Source organism: Labrys sp. Lb11, assembly GCF_057554225.1.
Window position 1 is genome coordinate 864,365 of the sequence record NZ_BAAJOT010000001.1, and the last position, 16,729, is coordinate 881,093.

The 16,729-nt window shown below is 64.3% G+C and carries 11 protein-coding genes; all 11 read right to left on the bottom strand.

Annotation, left to right across the window (positions count from 1 at the left end; genetic code table 11):
* Window positions 1–187 precede the first annotated feature (187 nt).
* The 11 genes from AC27L4_RS04085 to AC27L4_RS04135 all read right to left on the bottom strand — a co-directional run bounded on the left by AC27L4_RS04085 (window position 188) and on the right by AC27L4_RS04135 (window position 16,453).
* On the bottom strand, window positions 188–1,414 hold the full coding sequence (locus tag AC27L4_RS04085; protein WP_487140666.1) for an ISAzo13 family transposase: 1,227 nt from the start codon (window positions 1,412–1,414) through the stop codon (window positions 188–190).
* An 87-nt stretch (window positions 1,415–1,501) separates the two neighbouring features.
* Window positions 1,502–1,804, bottom strand: a complete 303-nt coding sequence (locus AC27L4_RS04090) for a contact-dependent growth inhibition system immunity protein (protein WP_487140667.1) — start codon at window positions 1,802–1,804, stop codon at window positions 1,502–1,504.
* Entirely contained in the window at window positions 1,801–2,007 is a 207-nt protein-coding gene (locus AC27L4_RS04095) for an RNase A-like domain-containing protein (RefSeq protein ID WP_487140668.1), read from the bottom strand. The genes AC27L4_RS04090 and AC27L4_RS04095 overlap by 4 nt, the downstream gene beginning before the upstream one ends.
* Before the next feature lie 237 nt (window positions 2,008–2,244).
* Entirely contained in the window at window positions 2,245–2,694 is a 450-nt protein-coding gene (locus AC27L4_RS04100) for a hypothetical protein (protein WP_487140669.1), read from the bottom strand.
* A 257-nt stretch (window positions 2,695–2,951) separates the two neighbouring features.
* Window positions 2,952–3,407: a hypothetical protein gene (locus AC27L4_RS04105; RefSeq protein ID WP_487140670.1), complete on the bottom strand. Its 456-nt coding sequence runs from the start codon at window positions 3,405–3,407 to the stop codon at window positions 2,952–2,954.
* Window positions 3,408–3,493: 86 nt separating this feature from the next.
* Entirely contained in the window at window positions 3,494–5,083 is a 1,590-nt protein-coding gene (locus AC27L4_RS04110; RefSeq protein WP_487140671.1) for a restriction endonuclease fold toxin, read from the bottom strand.
* On the bottom strand, window positions 5,007–5,924 hold the full coding sequence (locus AC27L4_RS04115) for a hypothetical protein (protein WP_487140672.1): 918 nt from the start codon (window positions 5,922–5,924) through the stop codon (window positions 5,007–5,009). The genes AC27L4_RS04110 and AC27L4_RS04115 overlap by 77 nt, the downstream gene beginning before the upstream one ends.
* Before the next feature lie 780 nt (window positions 5,925–6,704).
* Window positions 6,705–7,157 carry a hypothetical protein gene (locus tag AC27L4_RS04120; RefSeq protein WP_487140673.1) on the bottom strand — a complete coding sequence of 151 codons (453 nt, stop codon included), beginning with the start codon at window positions 7,155–7,157 and terminating at the stop codon, window positions 6,705–6,707.
* A 160-nt stretch (window positions 7,158–7,317) separates the two neighbouring features.
* Window positions 7,318–10,767 (bottom strand): restriction endonuclease fold toxin, encoded by a 3,450-nt coding sequence (locus AC27L4_RS04125; protein WP_487140674.1) that lies wholly within the window; start codon window positions 10,765–10,767, stop codon window positions 7,318–7,320.
* 257 nt (window positions 10,768–11,024) lie between these two features.
* Window positions 11,025–11,477, bottom strand: coding sequence for a hypothetical protein (locus tag AC27L4_RS04130; RefSeq protein ID WP_487140675.1), 453 nt, complete (start codon window positions 11,475–11,477; stop codon window positions 11,025–11,027).
* Window positions 11,478–11,557: 80 nt separating this feature from the next.
* Window positions 11,558–16,453, bottom strand: coding sequence for a transglycosylase SLT domain-containing protein (locus AC27L4_RS04135; RefSeq protein WP_487140676.1), 4,896 nt, complete (start codon window positions 16,451–16,453; stop codon window positions 11,558–11,560).
* Window positions 16,454–16,729 lie beyond the last annotated feature (276 nt).

The following is a 16,729-nucleotide window of genomic DNA, read 5'->3' on the forward strand; positions in this document are numbered from 1 at the left end:
TAATTTCTCGGGATTGGCCAATTTGTACTTGGCGCCGATCTTCCCCCCCGGTCAGCAAACGGTTGCGGATGGCACGGACATGGGCTGCCGCGGCCGGATCATTCCGCCCGGACGGCCCATTGGCCTCCCGTATTGGAGAACTTGTCGGTGGGGCGTGGGACGTTGGGCTATCGCATCTTAGGGCCTGTCAGGAAATAACCGCTTCTGGTATTTGGGTTGATGGGTCGATTGTATAATTCCATTCGCCGTGGAAATCGTGGCGGCGGATGTTGATGTTTTGCCAGTCGGCGTCGGAGACGGCGATGCCTTTGGGATATGTGTTGGTGTCGAGTTCACACAGGACCGTCAACCCGGTCTTCGTGGTTGTCGAGGCGATCAGATCGACGATGACGCGATAGCTGACGAGAGGGTGCGCGCGCCAATTTTGGGTGATGAACGAGAACAGGCGGTGCTCGATCTTGTTCCACTTGCTTGTTCCCGGCGGGAGGTGGTGCACTTCGATCGAGAGACCCAGTTCATCGGCGAGGCGCTGCAATTCAAGCTTCCAAAGGCGTCCGCGCGAGGCGTTGCTGCCGCCACCATCGGCGGTGATGACCAGGCGCCTGGCCAGGGGATAGCGACAGCAGCCGACCTCCCGCCACCATCGGCGGATGGTCTGCGCGGCGAAAGCCGCGGTGTCATTGTCCATGCCGACACTCACCCAGCCCGCGTTGGCGGCGAGGTCGTAAACGCCATAGGGAATGGCGCGCCCCAGTTCCTGGATGAGAAAGTCGTGCACGCGCACCGTCTCGGGATCGCCTCGGGGCCGCCATTCCCGGCCGGCGTTCTTGAAGCCGCCGACCAGTTCCTTCTTCTTCGTATCGACCGAGATGACCGGCTGCTGGTCCGCCAAAGCGGTCTTGACCGCGGCGTTGACCATTTGGAACTGAGCGTCGCGGTCGGGATGGTCCGCGCCTTCCAGGGTTTTGCGATTGGCCTGCAAGCTGAACTTTTCCGCCTTCAGCAACTCTCCGACCACCGTGTGGCTGACTTTGTGGCCGAGTTCCCCGAGTTGAGCGGCCAAGCGACGGGTGCTCTTGCAGGTCCAGCGCAGCGGCGACATCGGATCCCCGCGCGCGCCCGGCTCGACCAGCCCCAGCAGATCAAGGAGCAACTGGGGGGCTTTCTCAACCAGTGACTTGCGTCCGCCGCCCGGGCGACGAACGCGACCTTCCGGCAGGGACGCAGGAGCCGCGATGTCCTTCAACCCGCGCCCGATCGTACTCGGCGCGATGCCCGTCACACGCGAAACCGCCGCTATGCCGCCATGACCGGCCGCCTTCGCCTCGCTGGCCGCAAACAACCGCCGTTGCCGTTCGTCAAGGTGCCGCAGAAGCGCAGACTGGCGCTTGCGCAGGGAAACTTCGTCAATCATCCCCTACGATACGACACTCTGCCTCCGACAGGAATCCCACGACATCACCAAAAAGCCCAACCGATTCGCCTATTCCCTTCCGGCCCCTTATCTTACACTCGATGTCATATGTTTCAAGACGCTCGCCAGCCACTCGTGGTAAGTTTGGCCGTTTGAGGATGGATCGAAGAAGCATCCAAGCTTATCAGTTGTAAAGTTACCGAGTTCGGTGTCGCTCATGTTGAGATGGAGGAGGTTTTGTAACTCAATCGATGCTTTTTGAGTCCGTTCTCTCAATTCGAGGTTCACCATCGCTTGGATGGCTTCTGTGTCAGAGCCGAATTCTTCGACAAAATCTTGATGGAGATAGGAGGCGAATAGTTGTCTCAAAGTTTCAAAGTCATTGGTCATGGCTCGATTGGAAACCCTGTTTGAATGCGATAGCCCGTCGACATGGATGGATCGCGTACCAGAATTAGGCGGGTTGAGCGTACGTCAACCGCGCTACCGGCTCCGCGTTTCACCAAAATACCAACATGGTTTTGTCCAACATGCTCGACCATAAGACGCTGGCCCGAACCCGACAACCAATTGGTATTTGCAAATACTCTCATTTTCAAATTTCCCTCATATTATGGTGAATGGGTGCTGATGGTTCGTGGCATTGTAAAATACGATATTGGCCACAGTGAGTGTATTTCAACATAAAATTATATTGTCAATTAAAAAATCTGATTATTTCGGATTTTGGATAAGAGCCTGGTGGTGTTTATTTGAATATAGATGTAATAGTGGAGTAATTGGCGGTTTTTGTTATTTAATAAATCTGGGATTATCGCCTTGCCTTTATTTTATTTTGAATTCTGAGAGGCGTCGGAGTTCTGCCGGCGTAACACCGCCTTGGCGTGGCTGTAGCCGCCGTCGTCGAGGTCGGCCGGGGCGCCGAGCGGGCCTTCGCCGCGGTGGAACAGGGCCTTCAGCGGGAGCCGGGCCCAGTCCGGCGCCATGGCGAGCGCGGCGCCCTTGCCGGGGCCGGCCGGATTGGGGCCCCAGAAGGCCGGGCTGGGGCGGGTGTCGAACCGGATCGTCCGGCCGCCGGGAGGAAGGCCGACGCCCCTGGCGCCGCCGGCGATGGCGGCCGCCATCAACGCCGCCTTCTGCTCAGGCTTCCAGCCGGTGACGTCGACCTCCAGGGTGTCGTGCGGGGTGGACTGGGACGTGCCGGCGAGGACCCGGCTCTCCGAGCCGGCCCTGATGCGCAGCTCCGGCGCCACCCCGGCGGCGAGGGCGCTCCGCACCATGGCGCCGGCGCCGGGCGGCAGGCTGCTGACGTCCTCGCCCGGCCGCACTACAAGGGCGGTGGGGCCGGCCGCGCCGGCATTGCCGAGGGGCGTTTGGGGCGCGTTCGGTTATGCGGGGAGGTTATGGAGCCGCCCGTCGAGGTCGGTACCAATGGATGCGTGTGCGACGTCGGCAGACGGCATTCGGCGGGACCAAGAGGCGAAGAAGGCCCCACCATCGCATTTCCGGAGAGCCGCGATGGCGGGGCGTCGGGCAATCATTCCTCTGGCTCGACGTATTTTGGTAGATATTTAAGAAAGAACGGATCTCGTTTTCTCTGAATTATTTTACCAACCATTTTCACGACAACAATTTCGTCTTCTAACGGCGGTTCATCACCAAACATGTAACAAGTTCCATACGATGCTGGATATTTTTCTGCGACAAAACGAAAAAATGCTTCTGTTCTTTCAAATATATCTCTTGGTAGATGGTTTAATATTACGTTAAGTGAAAATGTTACTTCATCAAGATTATCATTATAGTCAAATTTATCGGAGATGGGGATATTTTTATTGTAAATTTCTTTTATATCATTTATCATATTGCTAACATGTTTGGATGGAGGGGCAGGGTACTCGACATCTTCCAAATGTTCATCCTCATCAGACATATACTCATGTCCGAATTTTCTGCCGAATGTTGTTGTAAGCCAAAGATTGTAGTGAGGCATTGCGTCGTCTCCCGTGAAGATTGCGGGGTGTTTGTAAAATTTCGATGAATATAATTATCTTATCATTTCTGTCGATTTGTCAATGTCTAATTGGGTGGAAATGGTGTGTCATCAAGAACTACATTGATTCCGTATCTCATCTCATATTCTCTTATTTTCGCTCTTGTTTTTGAGGAAAATCCAGTTTCGCTATGAAAATACGGCGTTCGGCCTGTCGCGATGGCTATTTCTATAGTCTTTTTAATCTGTGTTCTTAGGCTTTTCTTTTTGTTGAATGACCATTTTGTCTGGCAAACATACATGTAAGTAATGCTGTCAAGTTCAACGATGCCGAGATCGTGGCGAATGTTTGCGAATCCATGATTTGCTTGACCGCCAGTTCGTGCGGCTAGCCTGTTGTCGCTAATTGCGTCGGTGCCAGTAGAAACTGGAACTATAGGGCCAGGATTTATGAATGCGGGTATCGGAAGAATACGCTCACCGGGAGCAAGTTTCTCAATTGTCTCATAGGCTGCCATACTGAAGGCGGCCTTTCGGGAATGGCCCGCCTGCTCGAATTTCCTGATAGTCTCATAGGTTGGATGGAGCCGCGCCCCGGGGGCGAATTGCGGGTAGAGCTTGGCATCCTCGAAGTCGGGAGCCAGGGGCGAGCCGGGGTTTTGTCGCGCCTCCTCCAGCACTTTTTCGATCTGTGGGAGGAGTTGATCAGCTCGTTTGTTATCCTTGTTGTTCAGAGCGGCCTGCCGCTCGGCGTTGAGGCGGTCGATCTCTCCTTGATAGTCGACGGCCGCCGGGGGCTGGGCATTGGTGCCGCCGGCTGCCGGGGAAGGCGTGCCGGGTTGGGCGAGATCGCTGGGCGGTCCACCCGCAGGCCCCACGGCCGGTCCAACTGGCGGCTCCGGGGCCGGAGTTGGAGTGTGTGCCGGCCAGCCATTCTCCCCGTGGGCCTGGAGGCCCTCCCGCAGCTGCGCCTCGCCCTCGGGCGTGAAGGCGCCGTCTTCCGTCAGCAGGCCGGAGCGTTCCTCTGGCGGCAACTGCTCGACGAAGGCGCGGGGAAAGCCCGGCTCGGCGACGATGCTGGCGATATCCGGCGCGGCGCCGTCGACAGGCGGCCTGGCCTGCAACACGCGGTCCAGGGCGGACGCCACCGTCTTGGCCGCTTCGGTCGGCGCGCCGGACGGGGGCGGTGCGAGATCCGGCGTCTGGCCTGGCGGCGGGGATTGGCGCGACGGATCGCGAGGCTGTGAACCGCCGCCGTCCCTCTCCCACTCGAGGTTGGCGATCTCCGTGCTGTATTGATTGGCGCGATTCTGGTCGCCGGTACGCAGAGCCTCTTGCCGGAGGTTGTTGAGGCGACTGATTTCCCAGTCATAGTCGATGGCGGTGAGGGCTGGAGCGCCGGCGCCGCCGGTTGTTTCGCGGGCCTTGCTGCCCGGACCGGCCGGCGGTGATGTTTCAGGCGGAGGGGCGCGGTTCTGCCGTGGATCGTCGACGCGGATTGCTGGCTGTGTCCCCTCTTGTCCGGGAGGCAGCGGTGGTATGGCCCCCGGAGGCGGATTCGGTGGGCGAGGGGCTCCGGCCGGATTGACTGCCGGCTGTTCATCGGCAGGTCGGGCGGGCTCCGCCACCGGCGGGGTGACGGTGGGTTCGTCGGCACCCTTCGTGAATGGTGCCAACAGCGTGCCCTGGAGCCCGTCGTCCTGTCGAGAGCCGGTCTCGACCTGTTGTGCGTCCAGGAGGGCCCCGGCGGCTTGGCCGACCGCAGCGGCTCTCGCCGGCCCCCCGAGGCCGGGAGCCGGGACCTCCTTGGCGGCCTCGGCGGTGGATGGCCCTGCCCCAGCCGCTCCTGACGAAGGCTTCCGTGCCGATCTTGACGGCGGCCTTCCTGAAACCGCCCCTGACGAGGCCCGCCGGTCCGAGGCTGCCGATGACCTGGCCGAGGCCGGCGGCCGCAATCTCGAGCGGGCCATGGGCCGGCGGCATCCGATCATAGCGAACGCCGGCGATAGCGGCCCGCTTGAGCTCCTCTTCGTGCAAGGCCCGCAACACCGGCGGCATGTCGGGGTCGTCCGCCGCCCTGCGGGCACCCCACAGCGCCAGCGACCCGAGGGGCGAGTTCTCGTCCCAGGCGTAGCCGAGGTTCGTCTTCGCGCGATCCCAGGGGCTGACCTCGCCGAGGCTCGGGTTCTTCAGGAGGCGATCGCGGTAGCGGTTGCCCGAGGCCGGTGCGGCCTGGGCGGTGGCCTCCGTCTGATCCCGCGTCTGCGGATCCGGTGGTTGCGGCCCGTTCGGCGGGGGATCGACCGGCGGCTGGGTCAGCCTGGAGCGGCCGGAGGCCTCGGCCCTGAGGAATTGCTGCGCCAGGCCGTCATAGTCCTTGTCCTGGTCGTGTGTCTCGTAGTCCGGGTCATAGGCCTCGTTGAACTCGGCGGCGGACTCCGGATGCGCGATCAGCATGGCGATCGAACCGCTGTCGAGCATCGGCTTGGCCGGAGGGCGCGGCTCGAAGCCGGCCATGATCTGCTTGCGTTGGGCCGGGGTCGGGAAGCAGCCGACGGGGCATGACTGTCCGGCGCGGCGGTGGCGGCCGGCTGCGGCGCGGTGCTTGCCGCATCCGGCGTGGCGGCGCCGGCCGCGGCAACGGCGGGCTGCTCGGGCGGCGCCCGGCGGCTGCCGACTCGCGCCAGCACATGCGCGGCCGCGTCCCGCGTTTCCGGGTCGGCGCCGGCGGCTTCGAGGACGGTGTCGAGCGCGCGCGGCGCATATTCGCCGAACGCGGTGTCGAGGGTGCGCAGCGTGGTGACGAAGTCGTTCGTGCCGTCGGGCGATGGCCCCCGCAGCAGCGGGCCGACGAACGCCTTCGCCTCGTCGATCGTGATCGGCGATTGCAGCTCGGGCGGGATGCCGAGCCGGGCCTGCAGCGCCGCCTTCTGCTGCGGCTTCCAGCCGTCGACGTCGAGGGTGTCGATGGCGGCGGGCTGGGACGTGCCGGCGAAGGTCCGGGTCTCGAAGCCGATCCTGAGGTGCAGTTCCGGCGCCCCCCAGCGACGAGGACGCCCTGTGCCATGGCGCGCAGGCCCGGCCGCACCACAAGGGAGGTGGGGTTGGCTGTGCCTGTGGCAGTGCTGAGCGACTTCCCGTGCGGATCAGCTACGCGGAGAGGTCATGGAATTGTCTGTCGAGGCTGGTCAGCAACAGATGCGTCTGCGATCTCGGTGGGATGGTATTTAGGAAGACCAGGAGACAGGGATGGCCCCATCATCGCATTCCTGGAGAAGGCGATGATGGGGCTGGCACTTATTCCTCTGGCTCGACATATTTTGGTAGATGTTCAAGAAAAAACGGATCTTTGTCGCAAGAAATTATCTTTCCAACCGCCTTAACAACAACAATCTCTCTCTCAAGAGGAGGGTCGTCGCCGAATAGATGGCATGTACCATAGCTAGACGGATAATTTTCCGCCACAGTACGGAAGAATAGAGATATCTTATCGAGAATATCTTCTGGATTTTTGTTATATATTTTACTTACAAATAGTGTGACATAGTGAAAATTTTCCGTCACATTGAGAGAGGTATTAAATTTAAGAATTTTATTGAAAATTAGATCAATTTCATCAATCATAACCTTCTTTGCGAGGTTTGGATTTGGATATATTTTTGCTAAAAGATCTTCATCTTCACTTGATTCATACTCATGTCCAAATTTATTCCCAAATGTTGATGTGATCCAAATGTTAATGTAAAACATTGCTCCAACTCCTGTGGTGTATGGGGGATGGTCTGCAATATGTATAAATAGATAATGTTAACGTGGCATAAATGTCAACAGAAATCTTCATTGTCATTATAATTGAATAATGTAATATAAGTTAACGTTACTGTCGGATGTTCGGTCGGGTTATTCAAAATTAAAGTGGTGGAAGCGGATTGTCATCCAGAATTGCCTTTATGCCATATTGAGATTCGTACCTTCTAATATCACGCACTATGTTGGCAGGAAATCCATTATCGCAATGAAAATATGGTATCCTGTTGGTCGTGAGGGCTGCTTCAAATGTAGCCTTTATTTGAGTTCTTAGTTCTTGTGAGCTTGCGAACGAAGTCTTCGTTTGTGCAATATATTTGTCGCTAATTGCATCATATTCTCTGACGCCTTTTTCGTGGATAATATTGGAGAAACCATAGTTTGCTATACCACCGATCCGTTTAGCCAGTCGCTGATCAAAGGCCGTTGGGGAGCCACTGTTGACCGGCACAAGAGGGCCTGGGTTAATGAATGCCTGCGGTGAGAGAAGTTGAGGCTCTCCAGAGCGAACATAGTTGACTCTCTCATAGATCGCTAGATGCAAGGCAGCCTTTCGAGGATGACCCGCCTGCTCAAACTTTTGGATAGCCTCGTCTGTTGGACGCAGAGGCGAGCCCGGTGCAAATTGCGGATAGAGCTTGGCATTCTCGAAGTCGGGAGCCAGGGGCGAGCCGGGGTTTTGTCGCGCCTCCTCCAGCACTTTTTCGATCTGCGGGAGGAGTTGATCAGCCTGTTTGTTATCCTTGTTGTTCAGAGCTGTCTGCCGCTCGGCGTTGAGGCGGTCGATCTCCGCTTGATAGTCGACGGCTGCCGGGGGCTGGGCATTGGTGCCGCCGGCTGCCTGGGGAGGCGTGCCGGGGTGGGCGGGACCGCTGAGCGATCCGCCCGTGGGGCTCATGCTCTGCCCCTCTGGCAGTGCCGGGGCCGGACCTGGAGCGGATGCCGGCCGGCCATTCTCCCCATGGGCCTGGAGGCCCTCCTGCAGCCGTGCCTCGCCCTCGGGCGTGAAGGCGCCGTCTTCCGTCAACAGGCCAGCCCGTTCCTTCGGCGGCAATTGCTCGACGAACGCGCGGGGAAAGCCGGGCTCGGCGACGATGCTGCGGATATCGGGCGCGGCGCCGTCGACGGGCGGCCTGGCCTGCAGCACGTGGTCCAGGGCAGACGCAGCCGCCTTGGCCGCTTCGGTCGGCGCGCCGGGCGTCGGCGGTTCGAGAGCCGGTGCCTGGCCTGGCTGCGGGGATTGGCGCGGTGCTTCGGGAAGTCGTGCACCGCCCCCCTCCGCGCGATCTCGCGCCTGTTCGAGAGTGGCGATCTCCGCGGCGTACTGCGTTTCGCGAGTTTGATCCCCGGCGCGCCGAGCCTCCTCCTGCAGGATGGTGAGGCGATTGATCTCGACTTGATGATCGCCGGCCGTGAGGGCTGGAGCGCCGGCGCTGTCGGCAGCCTCGCCGGCCTTGCTGTCCTGGCCGGCCTGCGGCGACGTGTCGGGGGGAGGGGCTCCGGCCGGATCGGCCGGCGGCTGCTTGTCCGGCGGCAGGGCTTTGAGGCCGGCCTTGAGGGACTGGTCGAGGGCGACGTCTCTCGCCAACTGCTTGAGGTCGGGAGCCGGGGCCCCAGCGGTGTTCCTGGTCGCGGTCTCGGCGGTCTTCTCGGCGGCTTCGGCGGCGGATGGCCTGCTCCCGCCCTTGATGACCGCTTCCTCGCCGTCCTTCACAGCCTGCCGGACCGTTTGGCCGATGGCGCGGCCCAGGAGCCTCCTGCCGATCTGGGCGGCGAGCCGCCCGCCGACGCCGCCGACGCCGCCGACCAGGGATTCGGGCGAGGCGGAGCCGCCGATGGCCTGGCCGGTGAAGGCCGCTAGATGTTCGGATAGGCCGGTGGCGTCCGGCATATAGGCGTAGCGGACGCGAGCGAGAGCGATACGACTGAGGTAGTCCTCCAAGCCAGCCCGGGTCGCCGCGGGGGTGGCGGGATCGTCCGCCCTCCAGCGGGCTTCCTTCTCGTTCGCCTGCCCGAGCAGGGTGCCGTCGCGCCAGGCATCGCCGGCATTCGCTGTGAAGCGCTGCAGGAGGCCGACCTCGCCGCGGCTCGGGTCCTGCTTGAGGCGGTCGAGATAGCGGTTGCCCGCTGCCGGCTGGTCCTTCGGGGTCTGGCTCGGCGGTGCGGCCTGCGCATGGCCCAGCCTGGAGCGGCCGGAGTTCCAGGCTTCCAGCAGGCTCTCGGCAAAGCCGTAATAGCTCTTGTCCCCCTTCCGGTAGTTCGGATCGTAGGCCTCGTTGAACTCGGCGGCGGACTCGGGATGCGCGATCAGCATCTCGACCACGTCGTCGTCGGGGACCGGGAGAATCCGGGGCATGGCAGCCTCGGCGTCGGCCTTCTCGCGGGCGGCTTCGGCGGCCGAGCGCCGGTTCAGCTCGGCATTGGCGAGGGTCAGGACCAGCACCGCGGCTTGATCGGCCTTGTCGCCCGTCGCCGCCCGGACATTGGTCACGACGTCGGTGGTGGCCTTGGCCTCCTGGCCGGGCAGGGCCTCGAGCAGCGGCGCGGCCAGGGCGTTGGCTTCCTCCCGCGAGAGCGGCTGCTGCAACTCGGGCGGGATGCCGAGCCGGGCCTGTTCCGCCAGCCGCGCCTCGACCAGCGGCCTGAGGCTCTCGGGGGCGGCGGGGTCGACGGCCTTGGCGGCTGCCTGCACCGCCGGGGCGTCGGCGACAGCGGCCACGGGATCGTCGCGCCGCTGCGCCAGCACCTGCGCGGCCTTCGCCTGGGCCTCGGCCTGGTCCCGCTGCTGCGCGGCGAAGCCCGGCGCGCCGGGGACCGGCCGCATCTGCGCGACGCGGCGTTCGATCTCGGCGGCGGGCAGCTGCGCGAAGTCGCCGGTCTGGGCGTGGAAGCGCCGGGCCCGGACCCGGTCGTCCGCATAGGCCTGCCCGGCCTCCGGGCCGAGCGTCGCGGCGACCGCGTCCGCCGTCGGGCCGCCGGTCTCCTCCCCGGTGTCGCGCAGCGCCCGGAGAGTGGTCCCGATCCCGCGGCCGATGGCGGCCCGCTTCTCCGCCATGGCCTGCAGGTTGCGGCGCTGCTGCAGCACCGTGTTGGTCGCCATCTCCCGGATGACCGGGGGCGAGGCGTCGGGGTTCTGCCGGCGCAACACCGCCTCGGCGTGGCTGTAGCCGCCGTCGTCGAGGTTGGCCGGGGCGCCGAGCGGGCCCTCGCCGCGGTGGAACAGGGCCTTCAGCGGGAGCCGGGCCCAGTCCGGCGCCATGGCGAGCGCGGCGCCCTTGCCCGGGCCGGCCGGATTGGGGCCCCAGAAGGCCGGGCTGGGGCGGGTGTCGAACCGGATCGTCCGGCCGCCGGGAGGAAGGCCGACGCCCCTGGCGCCGCCGGCGATGGCGGCCGCCATCAACGCCGCCTTCTGCTCAGGCTTCCAGCCGGTGACGTCGACCTCCAGGGTGTCGAGCGGGGTGGACTGGGACGTGCCGGCGAGGACCCGGCTCTCCGAGCCGGCCCTGATGCGCAGCTCCGGCGCCACCCCGGCGGCGAGAGCGCTCCGCACCATGGCGCCGGCGCCGGGCGGCAGGCTGGTGACGTCCTCGCCCGGCCGCACCACAAGGGCGGTGGGGTTGGCTATGCCTGTGGCAGTGCTGAGCGATTTCCCGTGCGGATCAGCTATGCGGAGAGGTTATGGAATTGTCTGTCGAGGCTGGCCACCAACAGAGGCGTCTGCGATGTCGGTGTGGTGGCATTTAGGGAGACCAAGAGGCAAGGACGGCCCCATCACCGCATTCCCGGAGGAGGCGATGATAGGGCGGCCACTTATTTCTCTGGCTCGACATATTTGGGTAGGTATTTAAGAAAAAATGGATCCCGTTCTCTCTGAATTATTTTTCCAACCATTTTTATGGTAGAAATTTCCATCTCCAATGGGGGGTCATCGCCGAATAAATGACATGATCCATAAGAGGCTGGATATTTAGCTGCTACATTCTGGAAGAACGATTCCAATTTTTCGAATATATTCCTTGGTACTTTGTCGTACCATTTACTAATAGATAGGGTCACGGTGTCAAAATCATCGATCCTATGGAATCTCGCGTCTAATCCGACGGCCTTTTCGAAGATACCGATAATATTATTTACCATTTCCTCCTTGGTGGCACTCGGATTTGGATATTTATTGTATAATTCCATTTCATCTTCATAGGATTCAAATTCGTGGTCGAATTTTTCACCAAATGTCGATGTAATCCAAAGATTTATGTAGAACATGTGCCCATCTCCAATAATATAATTGTTTGAGTTCTGTTGGATTTCCAGAATTATAATTTTATTGTTTACGTATCCTTTTGTCAAGGAGTTGTTGATGATAAAGGTACAGTATCTAGTACTGCTTTGATTCCGTATTGAATTTCGTATCTTCTTATATCTCCAAGTATGTTATCAGGAAAGGCTATGTCGCACTGAAAATAGGGCGTTCTATTGGTTGCAAGGGCTGCCTCAAATGTTCTTCTAATCTGCTTTCTGAGGCGCTTGTAGGTTCTGAAGGAAATTTTGGTTTGTGCTACGTATAGAGGGCTTATTGCATCGAACTCAACCGGTTCTGATGTGTCTTCATTGTGAGGAATATTGGCGAAGCCATGATTTGGAACTCCCCCAATTCTCCTTGCCAACTCAATATCATCTGGCGCTGCTGAACCCGAGGAGACTGGAATCATAGGGCCTGGATTCATGAATGCGGATATCGGAAGCTTACGATTAGCTGGAGTAAGGTTCTCGATTGTTTCGTAGGCGGCCATACTGAAGGCAGCTTTTCGGGAATGGCCCGCCTGCTCGAATTTCCTGATAACCTCATCCGTTGGGCGGAGCCGCGCCCCAGGGGAGAATTGCGGGTAGCGCTTGGTGTCCTCGAAGTTGGGAGCTAGGGGCGAGCTGGGATCTTGTCGTGCATCCTCCAGCATTTTTTTGATCTGCTGGAAGAGTTGATGGGCCCGTCTGTTATCCTTGTTGTGCAGGGCGGTTTGCCGCTCGATACTGAGGCGGTCGATCTCTCCTTGATAGTTGACGGTTGCCGGGGGCTGGGCATTGGTGTCGCTGGCTGCCTGGGGAGGCGTGCCGGGTTGGGCGGGACCGCTGAGCGATCCGCCCGTGGGGCTCATGCTCTGTCCCTCTGGCAGTGCCGGGGCCGGACCTGGAGCGGATGCCTGCCGGCCATTCTCCCCGTGGGCCTGGAGGCCCTCCCGCAGCCGCGCCTCGCCCTCGGGCGTGAAGGCGCCGTCTTCCGTCAACAGGCCAGCCCGTTCCTTCGGCGGCAATTGCTCGACGAACGCGCGGGGAAAGCCGGGCTCGGCGACGATGCTGCGGATATCGGGCGCGGCGCCGTCGACGGGCGGCCTGGCCTGCAGCACGTGGTCCAGGGCAGACGCAGCCGCCTTGGCCGCTTCGGTCGGCGCGCCTGGCGTCGGCGGTTCGAGATCCGGTGACTGGCCTGACCCCGAGGATTGGCGCGGTGCTTCGGGAAGTCGTGCACCGCCCCCCTCCGCGCGATCTCGCGCCTGTTCGAGAGTGGCGATCTCCGCGGCGTACTGCGTTTCGCGAGTTTGATCCCCGGCGCGCCGAGCCTCCTCCTGCAGGATGGTGAGGCGATCGATCTCGACTTGATGATCGCCGGCCGTGAGGGCTGGAGCGCCGGCGCCGTCGGCAGCCTCGCCGGCCTTGCTGTCCTGGCCGGCCTGCGGCGACGTGTCGGGGGGAGGGGCTCCGGCCGGATCGGCCGGCGGCTGCTTGTCCGGCGGCAGGGCTTTGAGGCCGGCCTTGAGGGACTGGTCGAGGGCGACGTCTCTCGCCAACTGCTTGAGGTCGGGAGCCGGGGCCCCGGCGGTGTTCCTGGTCGCGGTCTCGGCGGTCTTCTCGGCGGCTTCGGCGGCGGATGGCCTGCTCCCACCCTTGACGACCGCTTCCTCGCCCTCCTTCACAGCCTGCCGGACCGTCTGGCCGATGGCGCGGCCCAGGAGCCTCCTGCCGATCTGGGCGGCGAGCCGCCCGCCGACGCCGCCGACCAGGGATTCGGGCGAGGCGGAGCCGCCGATGGCCTGGCCGGTGAAGGCCGCTAGATGTTCGGATAGGCCGGTGGCGTCCGGCATATAGGCGTAGCGGACGCGAGCGAGAGCGATACGACTGAGGTAGTCCTCCAAGCCAGCCCGGGTCGCCGCGGGGGTGGCGGGATCGTCCGCCCTCCAGCGGGCTTCCTTCTCGTTCGCCTGCCCGAGCAGGGTGCCGTCGCGCCAGGCATCGCCGGCATTCGCTGTGAAGCGCTGCAGGAGGCCGACCTCGCCGCGGCTCGGGTCCTGCTTGAGGCGGTCGAGATAGCGGTTGCCCGCTGCCGGCTGGTCCTTCGGGGTCTGGCTCGGCGGTGCGGCCTGCGCATGGCCCAGCCTGGAGCGGCCGGAGTTCCAGGCTTCCAGCAGGCTCTCGGCAAAGCCGTAATAGCTCTTGTCCCCCTTCCGGTAGTTCGGATCGTAGGCCTCGTTGAACTCGGCGGCGGACTCGGGATGCGCGATCAGCATCTCGACCACGTCGTCGTCGGGGACCGGGAGAATCCGGGGCATGGCAGCCTCGGCGTCGGCCTTCTCGCGGGCGGCTTCGGCGGCCGAGCGCCGGTTCAGCTCGGCATTGGCGAGGGTCAGGACCAGCACCGCGGCTTGATCGGCCTTGTCGCCCGTCGCCGCCCGGACATTGGTCACGACGTCGGTGGTGGCCTTGGCCTCCTGGCCGGGCAGGGCCTCGAGCAGCGGCGCGGCCAGGGCGTTGGCTTCCTCCCGCGAGAGCGGCTGCTGCAACTCGGGCGGGATGCCGAGCCGGGCCTGTTCCGCCAGCCGCGCCTCGACCAGCGGCCTGAGGCTCTCGGGGGCGGCGGGGTCGACGGCCTTGGCGGCTGCCTGCACCGCCGGGGCGTCGGCGACAGCGGCCACGGGATCGTCGCGCCGCTGCGCCAGCACCTGCGCGGCCTTCGCCTGGGCCTCGGCCTGGTCCCGCTGCTGCGCGGCGAAGCCCGGCGCGCCGGGGACCGGCCGCATCTGCGCGACGCGGCGTTCGATCTCGGCGGCGGGCAGCTGCGCGAAGTCGCCGGTCTGGGCGTGGAAGCGCCGGGCCCGGACCCGGTCGTCCGCATAGGCCTGCCCGGCCTCCGGGCCGAGCGTCGCGGCGACCGCGTCCGCCGTCGGGCCGCCGGTCTCCTCCCCGGTGTCGCGCAGCGCCCGGAGAGTGGTCCCGATCCCGCGGCCGATGGCGGCCCGCTTCTCCGCCATGGCCTGCAGGTTGCGGCGCTGCTGCAGCACCGTGTTGGTCGCCATCTCCCGGATGACCGGGGGCGAGGCGTCGGGGTTCTGCCGGCGCAACACCGCCTCGGCGTGGCTGTAGCCGCCGTCGTCGAGGTTGGCCGGGGCGCCGAGCGGGCCCTCGCCGCGGTGGAACAGGGCCTTCAGCGGGAGCCGGGCCCAGTCCGGCGCCATGGCGAGCGCGGCGCCCTTGCCCGGGCCGGCCGGATTGGGGCCCCAGAAGGCCGGGCTGGGGCGGGTGTCGAACCGGATCGTCCGGCCGCCGGGAGGAAGGCCGACGCCCCTGGCGCCGCCGGCGATGGCGGCCGCCATCAACGCCGCCTTCTGCTCAGGCTTCCAGCCGGTGACGTCGACCTCCAGGGTGTCGAGCGGGGTGGACTGGGACGTGCCGGCGAGGACCCGGCCCTCCGAGCCGGCCCTGATGCGCAGCTCCGGCGCCACCCCGGCGGCGAGAGCGCTCCGCACCATGGCGCCGGCGCCGGGCGGCAGGCTGGTGACGTCCTCGCCCGGCCGCACTACAAGGGCGGTGGGGCCGGCCGCGCCCGCGGCAGGGCCGAGGGGCGTTTGGGGCGGTTCGTCCTGCGCCCCTGCCGCGGGGACGGAGCCGACATCCTGTCCGATCTCGAGGCGCGCATCCGGGCCGGGGCCGGGGCCGATCGGGCCGCCGAGCACGGCGTTGCGATAGGCCAGCGTTTCCCGGGGCAGCGCCGTGTCGTCGCGGCCCTGGCGCCGCCAGGCCTCGGCGCGGCCCGGTCCGGCATTGTAGGCGATGACGGCCGCCTCGACGTCGCCGCCGAACCGGCGCAACATCTTGCGGAAATAGCCGTGGCCGAGCGCGAGATTGGCCTTCTCGCCGGCGGGCGAGGCGAAATAGCCCGCCATCTGCCGGTCGTCGAGATGCGCCACGCCCGGCAGCTTCATCTCGCGCGCCATCTCGCGCGCGGTCTCGGGCATGATCTGCGACAGGCCGAGAGCGCCCTTGGGCGAGACCGCGGCCGGATTGCCGGACGCGTTCTCGACGCCGAGCATGCGCTGATAGACGCCCTCCGTCCCGACCGGGTTGAAGAACTGGTCGAGGGCCTCGGGGTCGCCGATGATCGCCTTGCCCCTGGCGAGCGCGGCCCGGTCCGCCAGCCTGGCCAGGAGCTGGGCCCGGGTTTCGGGCGAAAGGTCCGGGTTGGACCGGATGGTGGTGGCGGCCTGCAGGAGGAGCTGGCTCTGCTGCTGCGGGTTGTGCGGGATCCGCTCGACCTGGGCCGCCAGCCGCTCGACGATCCGCTCCTGGCGTGCGGTGGCGTGGCGATCGCGCGCCTCGCTTTCGGCTGCCTTCGCCGCGGCGGCGAGCTGGCGGCCATGGGCCGCGAGATAGGTCGTCACCTGCGGGCGTGCATAGGCCGGGACGGACGCCATATGGGCGCGCGCGCCCGTGTCGAAGCGCTGCGACACCCCGTCGGCGAAGCCGGCGCCGTCGCCCCGGATCTGCGGAATGTCCTGGTCGAGGAGCGCGCGCTGGTCGGTGACGTATCGGTTGGCATCGTCGAACAGGGCGAAGGTCCGGCGTTGGCCCTCGGGGCTCAGCTGCCAGGCTCGGGACTCGGTCAGCGGCTGCGCCGGCGCGGCCGGCTGCGGCGCGACGGGCTTCGGGGCGAGGCGCGCCGGTGCGGGAGCCGTCGCCGGCGCCGGGGCCGCAGCCTTCTCCGGCGCCTTTTCCTGCTCCGCCGCCCGGCGCGCCGCGTCGGCCTTGGCGATGTCGCCGATCAGGAGGGAGGTCTTGTCGGCCGTCCCGACGATGCTGGCGCCGAGGCCGCGCACGGCCGGGCCGACAAGGTCGTCCGGGCCCGGCGCGACGGTCCGGCCCGTGCGGAAGGGCGGCTGATCGGGCAGGGCGGTGTAATCGGGAATACGGGGCATGGAGCATCCTCGGTGCGAGACCGGCGGGGCCGCCCGGTGCGGGCAGGCACGGGGCGCGGCACAGGGAGGCGCGCGCCGGCGCGGCGGGCCTCGGCGCCTGCGGCGGCCGGTTCGGGGGAAGACAGGGGCGACGGCCGCCGCGCGGCCGGCTATCGACGGCGGAGCGGTTGGCGAGTCAGGCCGGATTGGCTGGGGTTGGCGTCAGCTTGACGGATCCTGGGGTAATCCGGATGGCGGCGCGTTGCCCCTGTCGCTCAAGTCGGTGGATCCGGCGGA